Annotated in this window: 24 protein-coding genes and 1 pseudogene; 7 read left to right on the forward strand and 18 right to left on the reverse strand. The window is 46.5% G+C overall.

Going from position 1 to position 26,042, the window contains the following annotated elements; genetic code table 11:
• Positions 1–360: 360 nt before the first annotated feature.
• Positions 361–2,907, forward strand: coding sequence for an EAL domain-containing protein (locus AC3CIC_RS22360; protein ID WP_488516864.1), 2,547 nt, complete (start codon positions 361–363; stop codon positions 2,905–2,907).
• A 9-nt stretch (positions 2,908–2,916) separates the two neighbouring features.
• Here the strand turns inward: AC3CIC_RS22360 and AC3CIC_RS22365 are convergent, their stop codons facing one another.
• Positions 2,917–4,011, reverse strand: coding sequence for an anhydro-N-acetylmuramic acid kinase (locus AC3CIC_RS22365; protein ID WP_488516865.1), 1,095 nt, complete (start codon positions 4,009–4,011; stop codon positions 2,917–2,919).
• Positions 4,012–4,154: 143 nt separating this feature from the next.
• On the opposite strand from AC3CIC_RS22365, the gene nagZ reads away from it, so the two are divergent.
• Positions 4,155–5,159, forward strand: coding sequence for a beta-N-acetylhexosaminidase (gene nagZ / locus AC3CIC_RS22370; protein WP_488516292.1), 1,005 nt, complete (start codon positions 4,155–4,157; stop codon positions 5,157–5,159).
• 91 nt (positions 5,160–5,250) lie between these two features.
• On the opposite strand, the gene AC3CIC_RS22375 is transcribed toward nagZ, so the two are convergent.
• Both AC3CIC_RS22375 and AC3CIC_RS22380 read right to left on the reverse strand, forming a co-directional pair.
• Positions 5,251–5,550: an ArsR/SmtB family transcription factor gene (locus AC3CIC_RS22375; protein ID WP_488516293.1), complete on the reverse strand. Its 300-nt coding sequence runs from the start codon at positions 5,548–5,550 to the stop codon at positions 5,251–5,253.
• A gap of 269 nt (positions 5,551–5,819) precedes the next feature.
• On the reverse strand, positions 5,820–5,978 hold the full coding sequence (locus AC3CIC_RS22380) for a hypothetical protein (protein ID WP_016960330.1): 159 nt from the start codon (positions 5,976–5,978) through the stop codon (positions 5,820–5,822).
• A 639-nt stretch (positions 5,979–6,617) separates the two neighbouring features.
• Between AC3CIC_RS22380 and AC3CIC_RS22385 the strand changes: the two genes are divergently transcribed.
• Positions 6,618–6,947, forward strand: a complete 330-nt coding sequence (locus tag AC3CIC_RS22385) for a MaoP family protein (RefSeq protein WP_016960331.1) — start codon at positions 6,618–6,620, stop codon at positions 6,945–6,947.
• A 65-nt stretch (positions 6,948–7,012) separates the two neighbouring features.
• Here AC3CIC_RS22385 and AC3CIC_RS22390 read toward each other — a convergent pair whose 3' ends face one another.
• The 9 genes from AC3CIC_RS22390 to AC3CIC_RS22430 form a co-directional block, all read right to left on the reverse strand.
• Complete coding sequence (locus AC3CIC_RS22390) at positions 7,013–8,476, reverse strand: transposase (protein WP_488516294.1); 1,464 nt, start codon at positions 8,474–8,476, stop codon at positions 7,013–7,015.
• 85 nt (positions 8,477–8,561) lie between these two features.
• A complete protein-coding gene (locus AC3CIC_RS22395; RefSeq protein WP_016960333.1) occupies positions 8,562–8,732 on the reverse strand; it encodes a XapX domain-containing protein in 171 nt (56 codons plus the stop codon).
• Between the two features lie 351 nt (positions 8,733–9,083).
• Positions 9,084–11,282, reverse strand: coding sequence for an immunoglobulin-like domain-containing protein (locus tag AC3CIC_RS22400; RefSeq protein ID WP_488516295.1), 2,199 nt, complete (start codon positions 11,280–11,282; stop codon positions 9,084–9,086).
• 514 nt (positions 11,283–11,796) lie between these two features.
• Entirely contained in the window at positions 11,797–13,008 is a 1,212-nt protein-coding gene (locus tag AC3CIC_RS22405; protein ID WP_488516866.1) for an IS256 family transposase, read from the reverse strand.
• A gap of 112 nt (positions 13,009–13,120) precedes the next feature.
• On the reverse strand, positions 13,121–13,507 hold the full coding sequence (locus AC3CIC_RS22410) for a hypothetical protein (protein ID WP_488516296.1): 387 nt from the start codon (positions 13,505–13,507) through the stop codon (positions 13,121–13,123).
• Positions 13,508–13,643: 136 nt separating this feature from the next.
• The gene (locus AC3CIC_RS22415; RefSeq protein ID WP_488516297.1) at positions 13,644–14,324 is read right to left on the reverse strand and encodes a 3-oxoacid CoA-transferase subunit B; all 681 of its coding nucleotides are present in this window, start codon (positions 14,322–14,324) and stop codon (positions 13,644–13,646) included.
• Positions 14,321–14,977 carry a CoA transferase subunit A gene (locus AC3CIC_RS22420; RefSeq protein ID WP_488516298.1) on the reverse strand — a complete coding sequence of 219 codons (657 nt, stop codon included), beginning with the start codon at positions 14,975–14,977 and terminating at the stop codon, positions 14,321–14,323. Before AC3CIC_RS22420 ends, AC3CIC_RS22415 begins: the two co-directional genes overlap by 4 nt.
• 12 nt (positions 14,978–14,989) lie before the next feature.
• Complete coding sequence (locus AC3CIC_RS22425; RefSeq protein WP_488516299.1) at positions 14,990–16,195, reverse strand: acetyl-CoA C-acetyltransferase; 1,206 nt, start codon at positions 16,193–16,195, stop codon at positions 14,990–14,992.
• Between the two features lie 178 nt (positions 16,196–16,373).
• Positions 16,374–17,264: a LysR family transcriptional regulator gene (locus AC3CIC_RS22430; protein ID WP_488516300.1), complete on the reverse strand. Its 891-nt coding sequence runs from the start codon at positions 17,262–17,264 to the stop codon at positions 16,374–16,376.
• A gap of 368 nt (positions 17,265–17,632) precedes the next feature.
• Here AC3CIC_RS22430 and AC3CIC_RS22435 point away from each other — a divergent pair, with 368 nt between their 5' ends.
• Positions 17,633–18,343, forward strand: coding sequence for a DUF2971 domain-containing protein (locus AC3CIC_RS22435; RefSeq protein ID WP_488516301.1), 711 nt, complete (start codon positions 17,633–17,635; stop codon positions 18,341–18,343).
• A gap of 315 nt (positions 18,344–18,658) precedes the next feature.
• The gene (locus tag AC3CIC_RS22440) at positions 18,659–19,195 is read left to right on the forward strand and encodes a hypothetical protein (protein WP_488516302.1); all 537 of its coding nucleotides are present in this window, start codon (positions 18,659–18,661) and stop codon (positions 19,193–19,195) included.
• Positions 19,196–19,429: 234 nt separating this feature from the next.
• Here AC3CIC_RS22440 and AC3CIC_RS22445 read toward each other — a convergent pair.
• The 3 genes and pseudogenes from AC3CIC_RS22445 to AC3CIC_RS22455 form a co-directional block, all read right to left on the reverse strand.
• Positions 19,430–20,346: pseudogene (locus tag AC3CIC_RS22445) on the reverse strand (IS5 family transposase).
• A gap of 268 nt (positions 20,347–20,614) precedes the next feature.
• Positions 20,615–20,905, reverse strand: coding sequence for a type II toxin-antitoxin system RelE family toxin (locus AC3CIC_RS22450; RefSeq protein ID WP_488516303.1), 291 nt, complete (start codon positions 20,903–20,905; stop codon positions 20,615–20,617).
• Entirely contained in the window at positions 20,895–21,143 is a 249-nt protein-coding gene (locus AC3CIC_RS22455) for a type II toxin-antitoxin system Phd/YefM family antitoxin (RefSeq protein ID WP_017003272.1), read from the reverse strand. The genes AC3CIC_RS22450 and AC3CIC_RS22455 overlap by 11 nt, the downstream gene beginning before the upstream one ends.
• 388 nt (positions 21,144–21,531) lie before the next feature.
• Between AC3CIC_RS22455 and AC3CIC_RS22460 the strand changes: the two genes are divergently transcribed.
• Entirely contained in the window at positions 21,532–21,903 is a 372-nt protein-coding gene (locus AC3CIC_RS22460; protein WP_488516304.1) for a hypothetical protein, read from the forward strand.
• A 91-nt stretch (positions 21,904–21,994) separates the two neighbouring features.
• On the opposite strand, the gene AC3CIC_RS22465 is transcribed toward AC3CIC_RS22460, so the two are convergent.
• Both AC3CIC_RS22465 and AC3CIC_RS22470 read right to left on the reverse strand, forming a co-directional pair.
• On the reverse strand, positions 21,995–22,885 hold the full coding sequence (locus AC3CIC_RS22465) for an aspartoacylase (protein ID WP_488516305.1): 891 nt from the start codon (positions 22,883–22,885) through the stop codon (positions 21,995–21,997).
• A gap of 106 nt (positions 22,886–22,991) precedes the next feature.
• Positions 22,992–23,651: a pyridoxamine 5'-phosphate oxidase family protein gene (locus AC3CIC_RS22470; protein ID WP_488516306.1), complete on the reverse strand. Its 660-nt coding sequence runs from the start codon at positions 23,649–23,651 to the stop codon at positions 22,992–22,994.
• A gap of 127 nt (positions 23,652–23,778) precedes the next feature.
• Between AC3CIC_RS22470 and pdxR the strand changes: the two genes are divergently transcribed.
• Positions 23,779–25,278, forward strand: coding sequence for a MocR-like pyridoxine biosynthesis transcription factor PdxR (gene pdxR / locus AC3CIC_RS22475; RefSeq protein ID WP_488516307.1), 1,500 nt, complete (start codon positions 23,779–23,781; stop codon positions 25,276–25,278).
• A gap of 2 nt (positions 25,279–25,280) precedes the next feature.
• Here pdxR and AC3CIC_RS22480 read toward each other — a convergent pair whose 3' ends face one another.
• On the reverse strand, positions 25,281–25,880 hold the full coding sequence (locus AC3CIC_RS22480; RefSeq protein ID WP_488516308.1) for a pentapeptide repeat-containing protein: 600 nt from the start codon (positions 25,878–25,880) through the stop codon (positions 25,281–25,283).
• Positions 25,881–26,042: the final 162 nt, after the last annotated feature.

Below are 26,042 nucleotides of genomic sequence, written 5' to 3' on the forward strand. Positions count from 1 at the left end.
GATTTTCTTTAGAGTGAACAAATGTTCACGATCATTTCATTTGTTCGCGTCAGTAACGACAGAAAACAAGATGAAATTTATGCTTCATCCTGCATTCGTGTTTGAAAAAGTAGTCATCCGTATCTAAATTGAAACATATCGGTATCGCTATTTTGGTGGTTATACGAACGATGACATCGCCCCTCATGAACCGTGTTGTGAAAAGATTCCTTTATATTATTGATGTAGCAGCACTTTAGTTGGTTAGCCTATGAACGTTTTATCGAATCCGTATGTTTCCGTGTTTTATCGGTTCATCGGTAGCCTGCGCTTGCAAAGCGAGGTAGGGGCATGAGATTTCGATCCCTGATACCTAACCGGATGCTTTGGATTTATGCGACATTGCTTGTTGTATCTTTGTTCGCCATCGTAGGGGTCCGTTTTGCAGGGCTTTTCCCTCCTTTGACGTCTTATGCAGAAAACATCAACGTCAATTATGGCTATTTTGTTGATAGTACCAATAGCCACATTCTTGGTTACGTCAAAGAATCGGCGATATTCCGAAGTGTTGATGACCCGAAAGACATCCCATGGCAACTTGGGAAAAAATCTTATTGGATCAAGATGGATGTCGAAAATATGGGCGCAGATCATCGTCATCTGAGCTTGTATTTTGATACGCCAATGATCGACAGGCTCAACATTTATCAGTTCGCGTCTGAGGGGCAAGAAGTTAAGCGTTGGCACTTGGGAGACAGTGTCCAAAAAGGTTATACGCAAGTCGATATGCCTCCAGCAGTGCCATTAACGTTGGATGGGTTTGAAAGCTCAACGATTTATTTACAGGTGTATTCAACGGGTATACCTGTGATGCCTATTTGGCTGCTAAATGCGCATGAGTTCCATGTGCTAACACAACTTCTTCATGCGGTATGGGGAGGTTTCATCGCGATTATGTTACTGGTTGCGGTATATAATCTTGCTGTGTTTTTGTCGCTCAAAGAACGAGTTTACTTGGTGTACTCAGGGTATGTGTTGACGGCGTTAGTGCAACTTGGTGCCGTTCATGGATTTGGTATTTATTTGTTTCCACCCGCGGTACAGACGTTTTTTAGCAATAATATTGTCGCGTTAACGTTTGGATTATTCTTACAAGCGCTCCTATTTGCACACCTTTATCTGAGAGTGCACAAAGTCCAGTCTCTGCTTAGACAAGTTGTTCACTATGGCATCATGGTCTTAAGCGGTTTAATGCTGATTTCCTTTGTTTTACCAGAACACATTTCGGGTACTTTTTTAATTGCGATTCAACCAATGTTCTATGGCTTAATCGGCGTGCTTATTTGGCTGCGCTGGAATGTGGGCAGACGTTGGAGCGGGATGTTCCTGTTTGCTTGGCTTCCTTTGCTGGTTGCGGGTGTTTTTCCGCCGTTGCTGGTGACTGGTGTGATCGAATACACGCTGCTGACACGTTATGCGCTGATGTTCGGCACGGTACTGGCTGTTCTTTGTATGGCGCTTGCGTTAGCTGAACGTTTTCGACATCAAAGAGAAGAATCAGTATATCAGCTCACCCACGATGCCATGTCGGCAACACCCAATGCGAATGTGTTGTCTCTGATGGTCGAAAATCTGATCAATAGAAACGTCAACTTTAAACTTTGCTGCTTTGAAATTGGTCGATTCTCAAGCCTAGCACCCTTTATGTCGGCGGAAGAAAAACGATATTTCGTTGGTCAGGTATGCGAAAAACTGGATGCAGCATTAGATAGCGATGTTGTCCACGTTGTGGAATCGGGCTATCAACAATCGCGACCGTACAGGATTGCCAGTACCAAGGAAGGTCAGTTTGGTTTCATTGTTTTGTCGTCTGACGATGAGAAAGTGGCGTTGCTCTTGTCGAGTGTGATTGATGAACTCGATTGTTATGTAGAGCTCAATAATTTTGCTATTCGTATTCAGGGTACGATTGGTACGAGTTCATATCCAAAAGACGGCAAGCTTACCGATGTACTGTTCAATAAATCATTGCAGGCACTCACTGAAACGTCCATGACGGTCAATAAAGTTCATGCTTATGATTCACTGAATAACTTTAACCGTACCTTGAATATGTCGTTAGTCGCTGACCTCAAAAAGGCGATAGACAACGATGAATTGGAGCTTTATCACCAGCCACAGATTGACCTGCGTACGGGCTCAATACATGGGTCAGAAGTCTTGTTACGTTGGGAGCATCCTAAGTTTGGGCAAGTGTCGCCAGAGGTGTTTGTTAAATTGGCCGAGGGAGTAGGCTTGATCAATGACCTGACGATATGGGTGATCAAGCGCGCGTTTTATCAACAAAGTAAGCTAATAGAGCTGGGTTATAGCCGTCGCTTATCCATCAATATCAGCGCGTCAGATATCGCGATCCCTAATCTTGTCGACAAAATCGCCGACATTGCACAAAACTACAATGTCCCAACCGGTCTTCTTTCGCTTGAGCTAACTGAATCCACCATGGTGTCTGATTACGTGAGGCTTAATGAAGTGATAGAGAAGCTTTCAAAGTTTGACATTGAAGTGTCGATAGACGACTACGGAACGGGATATTCCTCTCTTACTTATCTTTCGCAGTTGCCGTTTACAGAATTAAAAATTGATCGTAGCTTTATCACGGGGCTTACGAGTAATCCTCGCCAGCAAAATATCGTGAGAACAACAACGGAGATGGCTAAATCACTGGGTTTGATGGTGGTGGCTGAAGGGGTTGAAGATCTCGAAACGGCAGTCATCCTGAAACGTTATGGTGTGGATATTGCCCAAGGTTACCACTATTCGCGTCCGCTGAGCTTTAGCCAATACTTGCTCTATCTCAAGCGAACGAGCCACCAAATACCGATCTCTGTTAAACACCCGCGTCGGCAGGGTTCTCAACTGGGCTAGCGCGAAAGATCAGTCCGAATAATAGATAGCGCCAAGTCGGCAAGGTCGGCTGGCGCCTGTCACTTCAGGCAAATTTCCCGGTTCCCCTTCTAATGCCTGACGTGCTAGCCACGCAAAAGCGAGTGCTTCCATCGAATCACCGTCTATCCCTTTATCGTCTGTTGTCATGACTTGCCAGCTTGGCAGTGCGTGTTGCAACGCATTCATTAGGGTCGAATTTCTTGCCCCCCCGCCACAGACCAGCAACTCTCCCTTGTCATCATCGTTAAGTTCGTCGGCAATTGAGGTTGCTGTTAATGCCAGCAACGTGGCTTGAACGTCTTCCGGTGCGATCTCTTCTCCGAACTGTGCCAATTGTTGAGTTAGCCAACCCTGATTGAAAAGCTCGCGTCCTGTGCTTTTTGGGGCAGACTTTGCGAAATACCCATCAGATAGCATTTGGTTGAGTAATGCCGGATTCAGCTCGCCGCAAGCGGCCCAATTGCCGTCTTTGTCATAAGGTTTGTGTTGGTGTTCGAGTACCCAGCTGTCCATCAACATATTGCCAGGGCCGGTGTCATAACCCATCACGGGGTGATTGGGCGCCAATACGGAGATATTGGCAATACCCCCGATGTTGAGCACGACACGCGTTTTATTGCTTTCTCCAAACAAGTAACGATGAAACGCAGGAACGAGTGGCGCGCCTTGGTCACCTAATGCCATATCTTTGCGACGAAAATCAGCGACGGTGGTGATACCGGTTAGTGCAGCAATGATGTTGGCATCGCCAAGCTGCATCGTGAAAGGCATAGGACCGTTAGGTTGATGGAATACGGTTTGACCGTGGCAGCCAATAGCCGTGATGTCTTCGGCTTTTAATCCTGTTTGTGCTAAGAATTGATTCACGGCACTGGCGTAGGTTTTGCCAAGAAAATGGTCGATGGTGCCAATTTCTTCCAGTGTGACAGGTGCGCCTTGGCTCAATGCAATCAGCTTTTCCTTAAGCGCTTCAGGAAAGGGATACATGGCTTGATGATGCGCGTTAGCGCTTTGATGATCAAAATCAGCAGCCACCAAGTCAATACCGTCCAAACTTGTGCCGGACATAATGCCAATATACATGCTCACGGATAAGCCTCTTTATTCTTCTAAATCTGATGACTTAAGTCTCTCACAGTCCTAAGAATTTGGTGATCGAAATTGTGTTGAAGATGTGACTCATCGTACTATTCACCACAGAGCCTAATTTGAAACAGGAGAGCACCATGGGCCCATTGTGGCTTGATGTGGAAGGATGCGAGCTAGACGCTGAAGAGCGAGAGCTATTGGCACACCCAACCGTTGGCGGCGTAATTCTATTTGCGCGTAATTTTCATGACAGCCAGCAACTTGCGGCGCTGAATCAGGCAATCCGAAAAGCGGCAAAACGCCCTATATTAATCGGTGTTGATCAAGAGGGTGGTCGCGTACAGCGTTTTAGAGAGCAGTTCACCTTGATCCCGCCCGCACAATCTTATGCGCGAATGCCTAATGGTGAGGCGCTTGCAAGAGAGTCTGGATGGTTGATGGCTGCAGAGCTAATGGCGCACGATTTCGATCTTAGCTTTGCGCCAGTGCTCGATCGAGGTTTTGATTGCAAAGCCATTGGTAGCCGTGCATTTGGCGATGACAATGCGACTGTAATTCGTTATTCAAGCGCGTTTATGTCAGGCATGAAAGAAGCAGGCATGGCAACCACGGGCAAACACTTTCCAGGACACGGTGCCGTGTTGGCGGATTCTCACGTTGAGAGCCCAATCGATGAGCGCAGCAACCTATTCGAACAAGACATGGCCATTTTCAAGGCCCAGATTGATGCGGGCACCTTGGATGCCATGATGCCCGCACACGTCATTTATCCACACTATGATGATTTACCTGCAAGCGGTTCATCTTACTGGTTGAAGAAGGTGCTGCGGGAGCAACTGGGCTTCAAAGGTATTGTTTTCTCAGATGATCTGAACATGGAAGGGGCAACCGTGATGGGTGGCCCAGCAGAGAGAAGTCAGCAAGCATTGTCGGCAGGTTGTGACATGCTGTTGCTTTGCAACAATCGTCAATCATCGATTGAAGTGTTGGATCAACTGCCAATCACTGAGGTGTCACATGCGGCTAACCTAGCGAAAAAGCACGAGTTTACAGTGAAAGAGTTACAAAGCTCTGTGCGTTGGCGCGAAACGACGAAACAGGTCGAAATCTTCAACGCACAATGGCAAGAGCAAAACGCTTAAGTACATTCTGTTATAAATTTGCGGCGGGCTACTCTGAAAAAAGAGTGCTTTGCCGCTATGTCTTACCACGTACTTTGATACTCATCCCGCGCTAATTTGACAGCTCTTCGTCAGCACAACACTCTTCTTGCAAGAACGTCACGACACCATTCAATTGTTCAAACTGAGGCACACAGTAAAGAACACGGCCTTCACGACGCTGTGTAATTAGACCTGCCGACATTAAGCTAGACAGATGATGTGACAATGTCGAGCCTGGGATGCCGAGATCTTCTTGAACTTCTCCGACGGCGATACCATTGTGTCCGGAACGTACCAAGCGTTTGAAAATCGACAAGCGGGTCGGGTGCCCTAACTCTTTCAGTGCTTTCGCAACGGTCTCCAGTTCCATGTCATATCCTCTCATCTATTCTATTTAATATTTCGATATTACCAGAAATGTCTTGTTCGTGTCTTCGAAGATCCTTATGTTTTTTGCGGTCGACATTTTCCCATTAGTTATTTGGCTGGTGTGCTGCGAAAGGTATGCTCATTGGAGCAATAATGGCTTCAGTGATTGGTCGTGCGGGAGCCACGCACCTTGAGGTTACTCGGGCATGGTTTGCTCATTTACAAAACTATAAAAGCCAGGAATGCAGAGCATTTCTGGCTTTTTTCTCATCAATCGAACGGGTATTCCTCGTGGGAAGTTCGACTAGGGCGCGGTTTACGTCGCTTCTTGTCGCGTTGAGGTTGCTCACCGAACTCTTCGTTGAACTTAGAATGTACTTTGTCTTTTCGATTAGTGTCGTTTTTCAGCCACTGTTCCCACTTGGCCATCTTATTTTACCTTGTTCGTATTCTTGTTACTTTGGATAACTAGGGATCTAGAACCTACTTGGTTTCTAGACGCTAAGTCGTTGTCTATTAAATATAGCCCAAATAACATGACATATTGATGAAGTTTCTTTGGCGTTTCCATTACGCCAATTCCAAGTAAGAATAAATCCAGATCATGAATTAAATACAACGAAAAAAATCACTGCGTTTGATTAAATATTTCGATTGTCATGAGTGCCGGTTGGCTATTTTGGGACGTGTGTATCATTAACGGAAGATAGCGATAGTGAAAGTGGCAAGAATCAGCTGCAAGCCAGTAAATTTGGGTTTTTATTTGTGATTCAGGGGTGTGATGTAAAACAAGTAAACGTCAAAAAGTGGCATATTTTTTGTAATAGGATGATGTTTTTCACATTGTTACAATAACTTACTTCATTCATGCTCGACCTGCGAATGCTTATTGGCTACCTTACTTATAAAATTCATCACTAAACAGGTGTTTGATACTCGACAGGGTTCTAAAACACCGCTATAACGCTAAGAGAATAAATTTTCTTTGTTGTCAGATAAATAATATTTTTCTTTACATCGAATGTAGTAATGAAGAATATTGCACAATGTATGTTGAGGAGTTAAATAATGTTTAGTGGTCAAAGGTTTTTTGATGACAGGCATTTCCCAAAAGGTTTCGCGCGTTCCGGCTATTTCACGATTAAGGAATCGCAGCTTTTGGAAACCAGTGGCCGTACCATGAAAGCACTGTTTGACGGTGTGATGGTGCCGCAAGACGAAGAACAGCAAAAGTTTGTCGACGAGATAAACGGACGTCGTGCAGCGGAGTCTCAATACGCGCTGTGTTGGTTGAAGTATTTAAGAGAAATCAATCATAAGCACGTGGTATACAACCTGTGCTCTACGTCTCGTAACGGTGCAACTGAAGATTATTCTGAAGCAGAAGCAGACGAATAAGAAATGTGACTGACAAGTAAAAAGCGAGCATATCGAGCTCGCTTTTTTGTTTTGTTGACGAAAGATTACGCGAGTAATTGTGCCAATGTGTATGGTTGCCTCGTTAGCCCCAACGCTTGTGCTGGGGTTATCCCATCGCCATTTTGATGGCACAAGTTGTTCCAAGCGCGGAAAATATCCAGCAGAGGGAGCAAGCCTCCTGGTCGAAGTCGTCTTCTAGGCTCATCGATCAATGATCGGAAGTTCAGGTAGAAGCGGGCTTGATACTCTTCCAGCATGAAGGTGCTTGCACGCTGCAGCCATTCATCTTCTTTTCCCGTCTCTTTACCAAGGTGACATATTGCTTTGGCTGCATTGCCTCTTTGGGTGAACGCCCAGCGATCACGCCACCAACTCAGTAACATGATATCAATATTGTCTGCCGTGTCGTTTTCTTGCCATTCCGACGTCTGCGTGACGTAAACCGGTTGGCATTGGCGTTGTTGCAAGCGCTCTTTAAACACACTAATTACCGCCGAACGCAGCAAGGGTTCTTGTGGGAGATAGAGTGTTAAATCATCCCATTGCATGGTCAATTCTTGTAAACGCAGAAACTGGGCATACGCAGTGTACTGAGGGCGTATCAAGCAACCTTTTGATGGATAGTCCACATTGACGGGGCGCGTGTACAGGTCTTCTACATTGCTACGAGATAGGACTTCTTTGTATTTGTTATTAACTTGATTCAGCAAATCATTGCTGTCTGGCTCGCCAATTTCTGCCAAATGAATAAAGCTATCGGGCATGCGACGTGAGTTTGGGGTGTAAACATCGGCTTCTTCGTCGGGCTTTTCTTCATCTTGGGAATAATTGATGTTTTGAAGCAGTACATAACCTTGCGCTGCATCGCCTGTGGTTAGCCACATAACCCCGTTATCACTCAGTGGTTGCAACGGTGCAAGCGTTGAAGCAAGAGGGTTATTGATGGCAAGTTGTAAAAAACGGGCGTCAACACTGGCCAGTTTGCTTCGACAGCGTGCCGCAACTTGGTCCAAGTGATCATAAAATGTCTTGGGGTTCATGCTTAACTTGCGGCAGATTTCTCTGACAGGGTGACCAGTGAACAATAAACCAAGCAGCTTTTGTTGTACGCCAGACTTTGGGTTCGCGTTCGACCACTTGTCCACGAAGGTTGATTGGCAATGTTTGCAGCGATAGCGCTGACGTTCACCACTGTATCCAAAAGCATGATAGAGCTCGCGGTTAGTGAGGACGGGCTTACCATGTGCAATGCAACCCTCTGTGCTGCAGGCTGCCAAGTTACCTGAGTCTTGCGTTTTGAGTCTTGCAAACTCGGTTCTCACGGCTTGATTGTTAAGGAGAGGAGGAAAGGCGCCACACTCACGGCACACCAAGCTGGGACGAGACGGATCAGTATCTTGAAGTAAATAGTACTTCGCATCACTCAATCCAAAGTTTCGACACGCCAATGTTTTACAAAAGTTGAGTTGTAATCCATCTGCCGCCGGCGGTAGCTTCCCTGTAGACACCAGTCCTCCTCGAGTTTTCTTACATCTTTAATAGAAAATAAAAACTGGCACACCTTGCGCTAGATATGAACAGAACGGGCTTGGGTTAAGAAAAAAAGCGGGTAATCATTGTTTGGTAGGCCATGCCACCCAAGTAGATACCAACAATGCCCATAATTCCGGAAATGACAGGAGGAGCAGGTAACGGTAGCTTGACCGCGCTGAAGAAGAAGCCCACAACGGCACCTGCAACAATGGCTAAAAGAACTTCACTCATCACGACACCTCTCTGTCTTTTTTAGACGAACAGCAGTTTGTTCCTGTAAATGTATATTCAGTGTTAACGTTTCTGTGCCCAGTCTAAGGAACCCGCAACATGCTTCAGCAGATCGTGATCACATTCATTGGCATTCTATTTGGCTTTTCTGGCTTAATTTACCTTTCCTGTTGATTTGGTGATTTTGATCACTATTAAGGTCGGGTTGGATTTGTATGTTAGTCATAAATGGATATAAAAAACGGAAAAAAGCGCCAGTTCGATACGTGACCCATTTATGTTGGACACACAGCGAAGTGGCGCTCTTGTAGGAAACTACCCGTTATTTAAGCAAATAAGGCAGGTGGGAAGTTACCGTTTGTCCCACGCATCAGCCCAGTAAAGGCTATCACCCGGTGCGTAAGACGCATTGGCACACCAGCTGGTGTAAGGCCAAGGCTTACATTCGTAAGTATTGCCGTCTACACCTGTCACCAAATCGCCCGCCGCGTAAGCCGTACCTGATACATAGTCAGGATATTCTCCGCCCGGAGGTGGAGGTGTAATAGACGCATCTTTTACGGTAAACGCCGCGTTTTGCTTCACGGTCGTACCATTTTCCGTTGTACCGATAACAGAGACTGAGTACTGACCAACTTCAACGTTGCTCAGTGACAAAGACACAGCCAACTTACCGTCAACGTTCACTTGAGTTTCGCCGCCAGACACCATTGAAGCGCCAGAAACGGTGATGTCTGTTGCCATCGCTTGGTTGCTCTCAAGCGCCAGCTCTAGCGTGACATTGCCATTGTCGGCAGTGTAGGTGCTTTTCACGCCTGACAGTTTCAACGATGCCGCTGGCGTGCCAGTGTCACCGCAATCGCTGTCGCCTGTTTCGCGCCAAACACCCCATTCGCCCGTTGTGCCTGGTTCTTCACCACGTGACCACCAACCCGCTTGCCAGGTTTTGCCGGCGTGGCTCACGATATCATCCGTGTTATATACCGATGAGGCATCCCATGCGTTCACACAGGTGCTGCCGTCGGTAACAGAAATCACACGGTCGACTGTCACGGTTTGAAGTGCACTGTCGGTGACGCTGTAACTTATGCCGTATTTGCCAACAAGGGATGTATCAACGTTACCTTCAACCGATACGGTGCTGGTCAGGTCGCCATCTTCTGCATCAGTGGCTTTTACGCCGGCCATTGCGTCGAATTCAGCGCCCAGTTTTAGGGTAAGTTTCTCCACACCGGAGAAAACAGGTTTTTGGCTGTAAACCTCAACAGTGCGCGTTGCTTTGGTTTCGTTGTCATCTTCATCAGAAACACTGTAAACCAGCACGTATTGACCCAAACGTGAGGTATCAACGCTGCCATCAACCACAATGCTAAAGGTCAGGTCGCCATTTTCTTCGTCCATCGCAGAAACGCCTGCCATGGCATCGAATTCATCACCGTGGCGAACGCGAACGTCATTCACACCGCTGAACACAGGTTTGCCTTCCGCTGGTGGTGGTGGCGTTTGGCCGTGAATAAATGGGCCGTAATCTTTAATGAACTGTTCGTTGTATTGGTTACCCGCTGCATCTGTTCCCATGTCCCAGTTCACTGACCATGTCATGACACCGCGAAGTGGCTGACCTTGGTTACTTAACTGTCCAAAGGCTGCATATAGCTTGGCAGGATCTTTTACAAAACCGGTTGCTGCCGCATCGTCGCTTGAAGGAATACCGAATACCAGTTTGTCGTGCGGGATCTTGTGGAAGCCACGGGTACCGTTGATCAACGAATCAGAGATGTAATAGATAAACTCTTGTTTTAGCGCATCGTTGTTTTGTGCAATCCAGCCCACACCATCAATCCAAATACCGTCGCCGCCTTGGTTGTAAAACTGTGGGTTGATCCAATCGTAGTAACCTTCCAGAGCCGTAATGTAAGGCACGTATTTACCGCCTTCTGTCAGGTAAGGAAACTCTGGTGCCATGGTGATCAGGAAGTTTTTACCTTGCGCCGCATAGTGGTCTTTGACCATACGCAGTGCAGCAGGAATCACGGTTTGGTTGTCTGCCGCTGTGACTGCCGCTTGTTCTAGGTCGATGTCTAAACCATCGAAGCCGTACAGGTCAGTCAGACGAATGATTTCATCGGCAAATGCTTGTTCATCGCCGGTCTTCAATTCTACGTGTGCATCCGCACCACCAAGAGCTAGCAGCACAGAACGACCTTGACGGTTTAGCTCTGCGATTTCGTTAATGAAATCTTGCTCAGACAAGCCAATCATAGGGTCAAGACGGAAAGTAGGAATGCGGCCTTCTGCGGTATCGAACACTTTCATGAAAGACACGTCGACCACGTTATACATTGGGTTCACTTCTTCCAACGTGACACATGGTGCGTTGCCGCGTTTATAACCTGCACCGTCGCACCAGTTGTGCCAGTAACCCACAACAACGCCACCCTCAGGGTTCACCATATCGTCGCCGTTTACCGCTGACACAGAAGCGTGAGTAGAAAAGCTCGCTAAGCCTAAAAAGAGTGCCGCACAAATTGCATTTGGCTTGAACGTCATGGCCGTTTTATTCCTTAAAAAGAAGAGACAGGTATTTTCGCCAGTAAGTTACGGGATGTTTTTAAAAGACATAAGCGAAATTTATGTCTGCTTTTTTTACATGGAAGTACGATCACGCCTTGTCCACTATTCTGACAAGGCTATACAAAATTCTTCTGTGTAACTCACTGAAAATAGGCGCGAATTGTAGGGGTGGGATGTAGGCGAAATATCAGGGCAATGATGAAAAAACGTCAGGGGAATGTCAGGAGTCGCCGTGTTGAACAATAAAAACTCAGCCATATAGCGAGTTTCCAGACAGCCCTGACGATGCTTTTGTATATCGGTAAGAAACGGCGGCGAGTCATGAATAAATGACAGCCTAAAACGGCATGCTGGGAGTTCGGGTGAATGTCACGAAATTTGGGGTGGTTTTTAACCGTTTTGGTTTTTCTAAAAGCGCCAGTCCTTAGATAGGCAAAGTCGATAATTATTGGCTTTAATGAGCCTGTAACAGATTCTGTGTAACTGCCATTTAGTTAATATGCTTTTCGAGGCGTTCCCCGAACTCGATAATAAATCGACTCATCGCCTGGCGCCAGTTTTGAATCGGCATTGTCCATTTCTTACTGGCGTCCTTAATGGCCAGATACACCATCTTCCTTGCCGCATCATCACTTGGGAATACCTTCCGTTTTTTGATAGCCCTTCGGATAACACTGTTGAGCGATTCAATCGCATTAGTGGTGTATATCGCTTTGCGAATGTCATCAGGATAATTAAACAACGTATTGAGATTCTCCCAGTGATTACGCCACGATTTGCTGATTTGTGGATACTGTGCATCCCAAGTCTCGCCGAACCGCTCTAATTCAAGCAAGGCCTCTTCTTCTGTGGCAGCACGGTATACGCGCTTCAGAGCGGCTGTGACCGCTTTGTAATCTTTCCAAGAGACGTATTTCAATGAATTACGCACCATGTGCACGATACAGAGCTGGATGTGTGTTTGAGAATAGACAGCATTGATGGCGTCAGGGAACCCTTTCAAGCCATCAACACAAGCAATGAGAATGTCTTCAACGCCACGTTGCTGAAGCTCAGTCAATACACTTAACCAGAACTTTGCGCCTTCGTTCTCGGCTATCCACATGCCCATGAGCTCTTTATGTCCCTCGGTATTAATCCCCAGAGCCAAGAAGATAGACTTGTTAATGACACGCTTATCTTGGCGAATTTTCACGACGATGCAATCAAGGTAAACAATCGGGTAAACAGCATCGAGAGGGCGAGACTGCCATTCAATAACTTGCTCGATGACCGCATTGGTGACGCGTGAAACCAGCGTCGGAGAGATGTCGGCGCCGTACCATTCGTCGAATGCATTAACGATGTCACGCGTGCTCATGCCTTGCGCGTAAAGCCAGAGGATCTTGTCATCCATAGAGGTAAAGCGGGATTGGTGTTTCTTCACCAACGCTGGCTCAAAAGAGCCCTCACGGTCGCGTGGTGTATCAAGCTCAAACTCGCCATCTTCGGTTTTGACACGCTTGCTGATCGTGCCATTACGACTGTTGTTTGACGATGACTTTTGATGTTTTTCGTAGCCTAGGTGCTCATCCATTTCAGCGTTCAAAGCCGCTTCAACGGTGATCTTTTTCAACATCTGACTAAATTCGTTCAAGTCCTCAGGTGTTTTGATACCTTTGGCTGCTTCCTTGGCGAAAGCTTCGAGTTTTTTCTTGTTCATGCGCATCTGCCTATCCTTAACTCTCATTAGAGTATGGTGTGATAAGCAGTTACACAAAATTAGTTACAGTCTCGCTTTAATTCATCGACTCGCCTCTAGCTCATGCTCACAATCACTCAATCGTTTCAAAGTGGAACTTGTAATCACGGACACCGTCTATCTGAACCCCTTTTTCTCTCAATTCAAGATACTGCTTAATCTTCACGGTTCTGAAATCCATCGCTTTCAGCGCAAGGATAATCCTCAGCTCGTCCATTGAGCGTGATTTAGCGTCAGAGCTACACGTACCACAGACAACATGCGTCTTTTGTTTAAAACCCACCTTATCCAGCCAGTGCAGTTCTTTGGGTTCTTTACGTTCGCCACAGAAGTAGCATTGATTATCTTGCTTCAATGCTGCCTCTTCCCTTAACGCTTTAGGGCTTGGCGATTGGGTTGCTGGGGGAGTGTTGGTCTTCTTGCTACCACCAAACTTAGAGAACTGAACGACATTAGACATTGGGATTGCTCTTACTCATCAAGGTATAAGGCATGTAACTGAACTTCATTGCCATGCGCCTTTATACCCTATTCTTAGCGCATGCAATGAGTCAAATTAATCTAAACATGCCTGTTCTTAGATAGACGTGAATGCGTTAGCCAGCAGGCAATTGCATTGGCGTTAAATTTGGTGACACCAGAAGTGTTGCTCCTGTCGCTGCTTGAACGTCGTCGATGGAAAACTCAGGGGCAAGCTCGGTGAGTACCATGCCACTTTCGCTGATTTCAAATACGCCCATTTCTGTCACGATCAGGTTGACTTGATTCGCGGCGGTGAGTGGCAAAGAGCAATGCTTCAGTAGCTTCGGCTGGCCTTTCACAGAATGCTCCATCGCGACAATGACTTTTTTGGCACCGACGACCAGATCCATTGCGCCGCCCATGCCCGGCACCATTTTCCCTGGAATGATCCAGTTGGCGAGGTTGCCCTGTTCATCAACCTGCAGCGCACCCAATACGGTGGCATCGACATGACCGCCGCGGATGATGGCAAAAGAGTCTGCGCTGTTGAAGTAACACGCCCCTTGTACGGCAGTAATGTGTTGACCACCCGCATTCACCAGATCGGCATCTAGGGTGTTTTCACACGCCAGTTGATCAATGCCTAGCAGGCCGTTTTCCCCTTGAAGTAATAGCTCTACCTCTTTGTCGACATGGTTGGCAACCAGTGTTGGCAAGCCAATACCAAGGTTCACCACATCGCCGTCTTTCATCTCGCGGGCGACACGCCATGCAATGCGACGTCGGATGGTATTTTTATCTAATTGCGCTGTCATTGCGTGTCCTCCACCAGGATGTAATCAACGAAAATGCTTGGGGTATGGACCGCTTCGGGTTCAATGTCGCCAAGTTCAACAAGCAGTTCCGACTCGACGATCACCGTGTCTGCGGCGGTTGCCATTAACGGATTAAAGTTCTGGGTGGTTTTGCTGTAAAACACGTTGCCACGACGGTCGACTTTTGAGCCCCTGATTAAGGCCAAATCGGCTTTTAGCGGTGTTTCCAGCAAAAATTGTTGCCCATCGATATCTATCACTCGCTTGTTTTCCGCGACGATGGTGCCAAGCCCTGTAGGGGTAAGTACGCCGCCTAACCCTGCACCTGCAGATCGAATACGTTCGGCGAGGGTGCCCTGTGGAACCAGTTCAACCTCCAACGTGCCTTCGTTCATTTGTTTGCCTGTTTCGGGGTTCGTCCCAATGTGAGAGGCATACAGTTTCTTTACCCGTTTTTCGGCAATCAAGCGGCTTGAACCGCGACCGGGAGAACCCGTGTCTGTGGTGATCAGCGTAATGTCTCTGATGTTTTTTTGAATTAAGAGTTCGATGAGGCGCTCTGGTGCGCCTGTCGCCATAAAGCCGCCAATCATAATGGTCATGCCGTCATGTAAAAGGCGTTCAATCTGCTGGGGTGTCGCTGCTTTTTTCATGGTGACTCTCCCTTAGCAACGTTTCAGAATGAGTGCCGTGCCCATACCGCCACCAATGCACAACGACGCCAGACCGTAATCTTGCTGCGTGCGCTGCAGTTGGTAAACCAGCGTGGTGACAATACGGTTGCCGGACGCGCCAATAGGGTGACCGAGGGCAATCGCGCCGCCGCTGAGGTTGCTGCGCTCCAACAGCCAGTCTTGTTCGATCTGATGCTCTTCAGCGACTTCTTTGATCACACCAAGCGCTTGTGCCGAAAAGGCTTCGTTCAGTTCGAATACCTTGATGTCTTCGATGGCCATTTTGGCCTTGGTCAACGTATTGGCGATGGCTGAAACAGGCCCAAGTCCCATCACTTCGGGCGCAATGGCACCTTGTCCGTATTCCACTAACTCAGCCAATGGAGTGAGGTTGTGACGTTTCACTGCGCTTTCTGATGCCAGCAAAATGGCTGATGCGCCATCGTTAATGCCGGAAGCGTTTCCTGCTGTCACGCTGCCTTGTTTGTCGAAGGCTGGACGCAGCGCTTGAAGTCCTTCAAAGGTGGCGTTTGCTTTGGGGTATTCATCGTCTTTGACGTCGAACTGGCGTTTTCGCTCTGTGATGCTGATTGGCGCAATTTCTGCTTCGAAGTGACCGTTTTCAATCGCATTCACGGCTTTCTGCTGGCTTTGTAATGCGAACTGGTCTTGCGCTTCGCGGCTGATATTGCACTGGGAGGCGATGTTTTCTGCGGTGATACCCATGTGGTAGTGATGGAAAGCATCCGTTAAGCCGTCTTTGATGATGCTGTCTTCCTGCATTTGTTGGCCCATACGAACGCCGCGGCGAATTTGCCCAGAGGTGATATACGGCGCGTTGGACATGCTTTCCATGCCGCAAGTGAGAACAATTTGTGCATCGCCAGCACGAATGTGACTCGCACCGTCCATGATGACTTTCATGCCGCTGCCGCAAATCATGTTCAGTGTGTAGGCGGGCACCGTATCTGGAACACCCGCATTGATGGCAGCTTGACGGCCTGGCCCCATACCCGCACCGCCGGTCAGCACATTGCCCACAATCACTTCGTCGATAAGATCCGGGGTGATGTCTACCTGTTCAAGTGCGGCTTTCATCGCATGTGCACCAAGCTCAACGCCTGACAATGACGCGAGAGATCCGTTAAATCTGCCGATTGGCGTGCGCTTTGCCGCCACAATAAAGATGCGTTCCATGTCACCAATACTCCCATGCTGCGATGTGTTATTTGCTAACTGATTTCTAGCTTACGGAAGGGGAGCGAGTGGCGATATAGACAGAAATTCAAAGTGGCTTTGCGAAAATGCAAAGCAGGGGAGTGAGGTGTGTGAAGCCCTATTAGCAAGGCGTCAATAAGACGCGGTCAGAAAGGGGTCAGCAAGGGTTTTCCAGTAAGAAATCTTTAAATTTACTGGCGACAGGTGAGGCGACACTGGCAGGGTGGTAATACAGGTTCAAACTCCAAGTGCTGGTTGTGAAGTCTTGCAGCAAAGGGATAAGCGCGCCGCTTTCTACCGAGTCTTGGGTGACAAACTGTGGAAGATAAGCAATCCCCGCACCTTGGGATACGCCACGCAACAGAAGGTCGCTGTCATTCACCTCAATGGTTTTTGGCACTTTCAGTACGATGTTTTCAACGCCTTTTTGGAAGATCCATTCGTTGCTGCCCGTGAGGGTGGTGGCGACTAAACAGGCGTGATCATGTAAATCTTCTGGCTGGGTTGGCAGGCCTTGTTTCTCTGTGTATTGCGGGGAAGCAACCACCACAAACGGAGACGCCAACAGCTCCCGTTTGACCAACAGTAGGTCTTTTTCACGGTAGCCCTGAAAGCGGGCGTTGGCACTGATCATTAGATCGCTGGTGCTGGCATGGTCGAGAGCCCAGGGCGTGACGTTGATGTTGAACGTTACTTTCGGGTTGAGTCGGGTGTACTCGGTGATTTTGTCCATCAAATAATGGTTGGCATAAACCGGCGTGCAGGCAATGTTGATATGGCCTTTTTCATGATCCTGAAACCCTGCCAGCTTCTGGCTTATGCGCTCGGCTTTGTCGACGATCGGCGAGAATTCTTCATAGAGAGTCTGACCCGCCTGTGTGGCTTCTAACAGGCGGTTTGAACGGAGACACAGCGTGGTGCCGAAATGCTGTTCCAATTCTTGCAGCCAACGGCTACCCGCAGAGACGGAGACATTAAACTGACGCGCGACCGAAGAGATGGAACCTGTGCGGATCACGTAGATAAAGAATGCCATTTTATCGAGCATGAAATCTCTCCGAGGCTAAATCAGAACATGAAAATCGGTGAGTTCCCTTTGTAAAATATTTGGTTAACTTTTGCACGTGCGCAACGGGCAGTTTTCAGATTTGGTCAGTTTTTATCCCACAAGTTGCAATTTTTACCTAGGACGAAGCCGAGCATCTGAGTGCACATGGTGAAAATTCGCGCATCTTTAGTACTGGGCGCCCGTTTTTTTCTTTTAGACCACAGCTATTGAAAGTTAATTGTCTGATTTAATAAAACTTTATGGTAGATTCGAACAAATTTAAGCGGACTAGTCGGGCGTCCCGATTTTGGACTAAACGGGCAAGTTGCCCGCTAATAAGTTGTTATCTCTATGGAGGGGTGATTAAAGTGAGCACACTTTATCATTATACAAGTTTACAAGGCTTAGTCGGTGTCATTACTGGTAAAGCCATCTGGGCTAGCCACTGTGAGTTCTTAAATGATTCTAGCGAGTTTAGACACGCACTATCTTTTGCTAAAACAGTCTCTAGTGACATATTTATGGAGGATGATTACTTAGAAGCTTTTGGGTGGGCTGTTCGAGATTCCCTAGAGCATATGGTTAAACATGATATCTATGTTACAAGTTTTAGTGAAAATGCAGATTTATTAAGTCAATGGCGTGGATATTGTCCACAAGGAGCAGGGGTTTCAATTGGTTTTGACCAAGACTTATTAAGCCAATTTTGTGATGAGCACGGGTTTCGGTTAGAAAAATGTATTTACGACATGGAAGATCAATCTAAGAAGATTCATGATATTACGAATCAATGCTTTGAATTATTTCCTCAGCCGGACTTAACTCGTAGTGATTACGATAGTTTAGATTCCAAAAAACAGGTAGAGTTCGAATTAAGTGAGCGTTTGCGAACAACTGAAGGTGATAAAAGTACAAAAGCTAAAAGTGCAACTGATTGGCTTTGTGCACAAATAAATGAATGTGCTCCATTAATTAAACATTATGGTTTTCATGAAGAATCAGAATGGCGTATAATTGTTCGTAATCCATCTGAAAATATTCAATGTCGCATTTCAAATCTCACATCTTGCCTTATTTAGTGCTTTCGATTATTAAAGAAAAGCCGGATATAATTAAAGAAATCTATGTCGGCCCCAATCCTGATTCGAGCAGGTGTTTGAAATCCATTGAACAATTGTTAAATGGCGAAGGTTTATTTAATGTTGAGAAGAAGGTATCCAGCATTCCTTTCAATAGCTGGTAAATAAAGGTAACAAATGCATCAACACGATTTACTTCACTCGGCATCTCAGGTTGTCGGATTTTTCTCGTTTTAATGCGTCAATTTTAAGTATGATTGCATAGTAGTAGACGTGTTATACAGGCGTTAGTTTTTTATGAGGAGTTGAATATCTATGACAAAATTTGAAATAGCAATTTCTACATTGCTAATTGGTTTCATGCTTGGTCAAGCGGTAGATTTCATAAAGTATCGCTGGGATGTCTATCGTAAGAAAAATGGTATCTCAGATGAAGTTCTGGATATTCATGATGAGTTTAAATTCAAGGCTAAGAGAATCGAAGAAATTCTCAATGACCTAAATAGCGTAGCCTTAAGCGGCACAGTTACACCATCCTCTATATCACACGTTATTTTTGACAATCACTATGCTGATGTTGCGCCATTTTACACCCGTAAAGAAAGAGCTGAACTCGCATCGATTTATAAATGTGTCGAGAATTTCAACAAAGAATTAGCAAGTGGTGAGCGTAAAGATATCTCAAGTAGTAATAACTCGTTTATCTCCCTGTATGCTCAGTGCCGAATGGGAATTGGCTCTATTGAACATTATCAACGCTATAAAGGTGAAAAAAGCTTAAACGATAACAAAGAAGAGTTGGACAGAATTCGGTTATCTATACAGACACTTGCAGATAAGTACCATATTTAAAAACACAGCTAACAAATATGAGCCCTTCAACGGACAATAAGCAATAGCCTTCTTTTGGCTGCGCCAGCAGCCAATGCTCTCTAACAACAAAGCTGTCTACTTCGTTCTGTCACTTTCGCCATTAAGTCGTTGCTTACGGCAAACACATATTGAAGGTCTCTTACTGCGGTCTCACCGCGGCCTTGTTGATCAAATCGTTAAGCTAACGAATTGATCCTATTTGATTTTAACGGCCTAACCAGTTGGTTTTCTAACAGGCATACCGAGTCTTATGACTTTGTTCATTGCCTTGACGTTCGCTAACGCTTCTCCGACTTGTGCGTTGTAATCTCTTAACGTCAATTTTGGACTGAGTAACTGCTTATAGCGGTACATCGCCGTTTCTGACAATGACCGTTTGTGATAACCACTTTCTGTTTCCACGTGGCGAGATCACCCGATTTTAAGGCGCTTACAGCTATGTTTCGAGGATGCCCTTCCTCCCAAAAACCTGCGTTACTTCTCGGAGGAATGGTGGGTGTTATCCCCTTATTTTTCAATACACGATGGCACGCTTTAGTATCATAAGCACCGTCAGCGCTCACTTGTTGAATCTTTCGACGAAGCGGATTCAACAACGTCGGTAAGACTTCATTATCACCAACACTATCCAAGCTCACTTCAGCAGCAATGGTCTCGTGCGTAGCGGCATCAATAGCGAGGTGCAACTTACGCCATACTCGGCGTTTTTCTTTACCATGCTTACGCATTTTCCATTCACCTTCCCCATACACTTTTAGACCAGTGGCATCGATGACGACATGAGCGATAGGCCCACGGCTTGGAGAACGATAGTGAACTTCGACGGTCTTTGCTCGCTTGCTAATACAGCTATAAGAAGGAGACGTCAGTGGAACATCCATGAGCACAAACAGCGAGTTAATGAATCCTTCGAGTGCTCGCAAAGGGAGCTTGAAAACTCCTTTGATCATCAATGCCGTCTCAATCGATGCATCACTAAATTGGAAACCCCGACCACGCTTCCCATGGTGTTTATTGCAGCGCCAAGATTTGATGGCAGCAGCATCAATCCAAAAGGTGACCGAGCCACGATTTTTCAGGGCTTGGTTGTATTCTTTCCAGTTGCTGATCTTGTGCTTGGATTTGCCCATCATCATCTACCTGTTTGAGGTCCTGATGATCTGATCGCGGCTATTGATATTAGTTCAATGATTTAGGAAACAACGCCTCTCACCGCTGCCTGCCAATCGAGTGACAGAGCCATTAGACATTATTCGGTTAACCCAAGCTGGCACTATTCAAAAATAAGGCTAAACAATTGTTTTCCAGTTATCTTCGGGCTCAGGTTGGGTGTAAGCAACTTGAGTGTCATGGGAGCGTGCTTCACACCCTGAGCGTTGATCACGCGTTATACCGCAATCAATCATCTAACCTTCTCATCGCTTTACGGTACACATCGCTACGTTCGCGTTTTCCGACAGCTAAGACGGTTACAATGATGACATCGTCTTCAACTTTGTAGACGAGACGGTAGCCCGATTGACGCAGCTTAATCTTATACATGTTGTCAGCCCCAGAAAGTTTTGACGCCGGAACATGTGGGTTATCTAATCGCTCGATGAGCTTTTTCTTAAATTGCTGTTGCAGAGTAGAGCCAAGCTTTTTCCACTCTTTGAGTGCGCTCTTTTTAAAGTCGAGTCTATAGGTCATCAATATCTACCGAAATGCTCTCTTCAGATTCACGCTCTCTCGCAATAGCTAATAGTTCAAGATCTTCGAGTCTGTCCATCATCATTTCGTACGCTTCGGCAGGTACGCAATAAAATGCTGGCTCATTTCGGTTCAATACAGCAACAGGTTCACCGTGAGCACTCGTTGCAACTTTCATCGGGTTAGCTTTCAACTCAGTAATGCTTGCAGCAACATCGGCTAAAATTCTAGCGGTCATTTAATCGGTCTCTAAATTGGTCTTTGTGTTGGTCATCTTAGCCTCAACCAAGCGGTTTAACAAGTTGCTTACGAGTGATTCGCAACGCGTGTTATTTTTGGTTTTGCTGCGCCAGCAGCCAATGCTCTCGAACAACAAAGCTGTCTACCTCGTTCTGTCACTTTCGCCATTAAGGTATTGCTTACGGCAAACACAGATTGAAGGCCTCCATACTGCGGTCTCACCGCTGCCTGTATTTCCCCAATCTAGCTTAACGTCGTCTTGCGTTGCTTTAGAGAATCGTGCACTGGCTTCGGGGGCGGCAATCCTCTCTTCCGAACCTATTGAGATAGTATTTTCCAAAAAACGCTCATAATCTTGCTTCAAAACACTTAACGGAAAATTATCCATGACTAATTTTCAATATTACTTTCATCAAGCACCTTGTTTTAACTGTAAAAATACCAAAGTAAGCACCGATCTTGGTTGGTTGACTGCGGCGATGAAAGAGGATGTCGTCGCGCAAATGGCTGCGATTATCGCGCAAGGCAACGTTGCACAAGAGTTTTCGGTGAACGTGACGTGTACGAAAGACGAAGCACGCGAATACTTACTGCTGAATTTCTACGGCTACTCAGAAGAGCAACTTGCGAATCAAGTGAAAGCGGAAGATGAGCAAGAAGTGGCTGATGAAATTGCAGAGCTATTGGCAGAAGGTAACGACGCGGTTTTTGAACATGAAATCGCACTACAAAGCTGTACTGACTGCGATATTGATTAAGCGCAAAACCAAGCGCAAACATGTTCGTCATACATAAAAAGCACCGCTCAAGAGCGGCGCTTCTCATTGATATTTTGTCATTCACTCATGCTTAGCGAATCACATCAATCTCGACTTTCTTACCCAGCGACATCGCAAGGTTGTTGTCGTAATACGCGGCTTCATTGATGAAATGCGGGTAAGCATCGTAGTCGCCCTCCCAGCAGACTTCGGTGCCGTCAAACAGGCTGAAGATTGGGTCGCCGCTGCGCAGCACGGTGAAGTCAGCATCTTGCACATTTTTATGCACCATACCGAGGCGTTCGCCGTCTTCACTTTCAGGTAATTTGAGCGTCTCTTCGTAGCGGTAGGCAGAAACGGTGGCTGGCAGTTCAGGCACTTCATTCTTATTGAACAGTTCAACAAAATCTAGAATGTGGGCAGTCATTTCGTCCATCCAATCCAGCACATCTTGGCGAACCACGGATTGAGACTGAGGGCCAATTTCAACGATGATGCCTTGGTCAGCGATTGAGCAGAGGAAGTAATGCTCTTCCACCGAACAATGGTCTTCAAACAGAATCACGGCGTTTTCCATACGCGAAGACACATACGCAGCTAGCTGGGTGTTAAACGCATCTGCTTTCAGCAAAATGATGGTAGGGCCCATGTTGCTAGTGGTGTTGTGCAGGTCGATGACCAAATCAGTACGGGCATTGCCTTTTGGGCCAAGCTGAGCGTTGATCACTTTGGCACGGCTTTGCTCGTAATTGCTTAATTCCATGTTCGCGAGATCGGCAGGAAGGAACTGTCGGTTGAGATCGCAATCAAGATAACGTTTGTTATCGCGAAAGCCATTAGGGTTAGCAAAGAGTGTTTCCGTTTCAAAGCTGGCGCGGCGAATAAGCGCAGGGGAAGCCTGCCACTTTTTAAGAAGATAAATACCGCTGAATTCGTTGCCGTGGGTACCGCCGACAATGGCTACCCGATTGAATGTGCTCATCCTTGTCCTCTCCTGATAGACGAAAATTCAATATATCAGGGAGATGAGCAATCCCCAAGCGCTTCGACATACTTGAGGAGTGCATAATCATTCAATAATCGTATGGTTACTCGTCATGCCAACGGTCTTTGTACGCACTTGAGTAGTCTGGTACGTCGGTAATTTTGTTGTCAGACGTTGGTTCCAACGGCCCGACAACAGTGCGAAATGGCAAAATACCTGCCCACACATCAATGTCCATGTCTGCCAAATCATCGTTTACACCATGACGCCCAATTTTCACTGAGGTTTCATCCAGCGGCATCACCAGCATTTCTGTGGCGGTGAGTTCTTTCTCATTCCCTGGGCGTGCTTCCTTGCTTCTTCCTGGGGCGATTTGCTCAAGAAAAGCATCCAGTGCAACGGATTTTTCGTCGTTGTCTTCCACGACAGAAAAGCGGCCAAAAGCCATGGCGCAGCGATAATGCGCACTGTGATGAAACGCAGAGCGTGCCAATACCCATGCATCTAAAATTGAGAACGTCATGCTGCATGGCTCACCATTTTTAAGGTGCTTCAGCATTTGGCTGTTTTTCGCGCCATGAATATAGATGTTGTTGCCGATGCGCCATGCAAGCATAGGGATGACAGTAGGGCCGCGTTTGTCATTGAACGCGACGTGCGCGAGTTTGGATTCATCAATGATGCTGTAAAGCGCTTCTTGGTCTTTCACCGCTTTGTGTGCGCCTTTTCTTACGCGTGTTCTTTCTGTTGTTCCTACTGTCATAACCTTTCCCTTCTTTTGGCGCTGTTTTGCGTTTGTTTGTCCGTTGACTTGCAATTTACGGATAAACTGGCACCTTAAATAGAGCCAGTTTGAATAACTCAATAGATCCAATTTGAGGCGAGATGAGATGCAACCCATTGATATCGGTGATTTACGCTTAGATGCCGACAATACGTCTAAGCAAAGTGCCTTGTACCTTGCGATTCAAAACAAGATTTTGAATGGCCTGTGGCCAACGAACGGACGTTTACCTGCGACGCGCTTGTTGGCGGAAGAACTGCGTGTGAGCCGAAACACGGTGACTGCCGTGTATGAACAACTGAAAGCAGAAGGCTACATTGAGAGCCGTCGTGGAGCGGGGTATTTCATTCAATGGGCAATGCCAGATCAGTATTTACATACAAATATCAACAGCGAGCGCCAGCGCTCACTGGAAACCAAATGCGTTGTTGATGATAGGGAAGAAAAGCGACCGCCTTTTGATGCACATGTTAGAAACCGACCTTTCGCCCCCGGAGTGCCCGATCTTGCGCAATTTCCGTACAAGAAGTGGGCAAGATCGCTGCAATGTCATTTTCAACGTTCAATACTCGGCGGGCAGAATGACATTCAAGGGAATCTCGCGCTTCGCCAAGCGCTGAGCGACTATCTTTCACTCAGCCGTTCGGTGGATGCCTCGCCGCAACGCATTATTATTACTGTTGGCGCACAGCAAGCGCTCTATATTGCCATCAACGCGATCCTCGAAGCGGGTGAAAAAGTGATGATGGAAAACCCCGGTTACGCGCAAATGCGCAAGGTGCTTGATCGCAGCAACATTGATGTGTCCTACATGCCTGTTGATGCGATAACAGGGGCAGATATTTCATTGCTCGATAAGTTTGATGGCAAGGCGGTGTACCTGACTCCGAGCAATCAATACCCCATGGGAACAAGTTTAAACACCAATGACAGGATGCGATGCATTGAGTGGGCAACGCAGAAAACCCAAGGAAAGCAAGCAAGGTGGATCATCGAAGATGATTACGACAGTGAATTCCAATTCGCGAATCGTCCCTATCCTTCACTTCAAGGTTTAGCAACCAAGTTTCATGGTGACGCCGCCAATGTCATTTATGTTGGTACGTTCAGTAAAACCCTGCTGCCCGCCATTCGTGTCGGCTACATGGTGGTGCCAGAATCTCTCGTGGAGAAATGCTTGAGCGTGAAAGACGCTATCGGCGGCGACACTGCCATGCACATTGAAGAAGTCTTGGCGGAGTTTATCGCGGAAGGGGATTACCTTCGCCATATCCGAAAAATGCGGACTTTGTATCAAGAAAAACAGCGGGTATTTGTCGAATCCTTGCATCAACATTTTGGCGACGAAGTGGAAGTGATCAGCCAAGCCGCGGGGTTGCATGTCACGTTTCGGTGGCAAGGTGGATTAACCGCGCTAGAAGCCAAAGCATTGTTAGAAGAAAAGGGGGTTACGATCCGCACATTGGCGTTTTACTGCGATGCTGACACGGTGAACGAGATACCCGATTGGATGCAGCGAACTTTGGTAGCAGGGTTTGGCAACAGTTCGCTGGATGATATCCGCCAAGGCGTGAAGAAATTGGCAGAGTGTTTTTCTTGCCAGTAGGTTTAGTCCACTAATTCAATGCCAAGTGCTTCGAGCAGATAAAGGGCTTCGTAGCGGGAAAATTTAGCGGCATTGACGTTGTTGTCCAGCACGCTCAACGAGACATTGGTGGATTCAGTCAAATCGGCATTTTGAAGATTAGTGCGCATAAATACACTGTTGGTGAAATCACAGTAGGTCATTGACGAATCAGTAAAATCGCCTTCACGAAAATCGGCATCGTGTAGCTTACATTCTTTGAGGTTTAGCCCTCTGAGTGTTAAGCCAAAAAACGAGGTATCGTTCATGATGCACTTAGAAAATGTCATATCGGCATCAACACGATAGGCAGGCCATTCCGCAAAAGTCCAATCAACCCCAACCAATTTACATTCACTAAACGTAACGTCAGAGAAACGAGAGTGATTCACTTTCATCAAACTAAGATTACAGCGTGTGAAGGTACAGTTTATGAACTTGCAGCGTCGAAAAGCGGATTCAGATAACTGACAGTCTCGAAACTCACACTCTTCAAATTCTGTACTCTCAATGGTTTGGCTGGACAATTCAAGCTTATCGAAAGTTTGGTCGTAGTATTCGAAATGGCTTTGTAGATGCTGCATTTTCACCTCAATGAGTGAGCAATTAGACGTGGTATTTAAGCATTACATGCTGAAAAGTCGATATAAATTTCAACGTCATGTGAATGTTTACTGTTTTCCCCTATGACGTTAAAGACGTGAGTGCTCAATGTTCATCCTTTAACTATGATTAGAGACAGCCAA

It is taken from the genome of Enterovibrio sp. QJM3NY_24 (assembly GCF_057786035.1).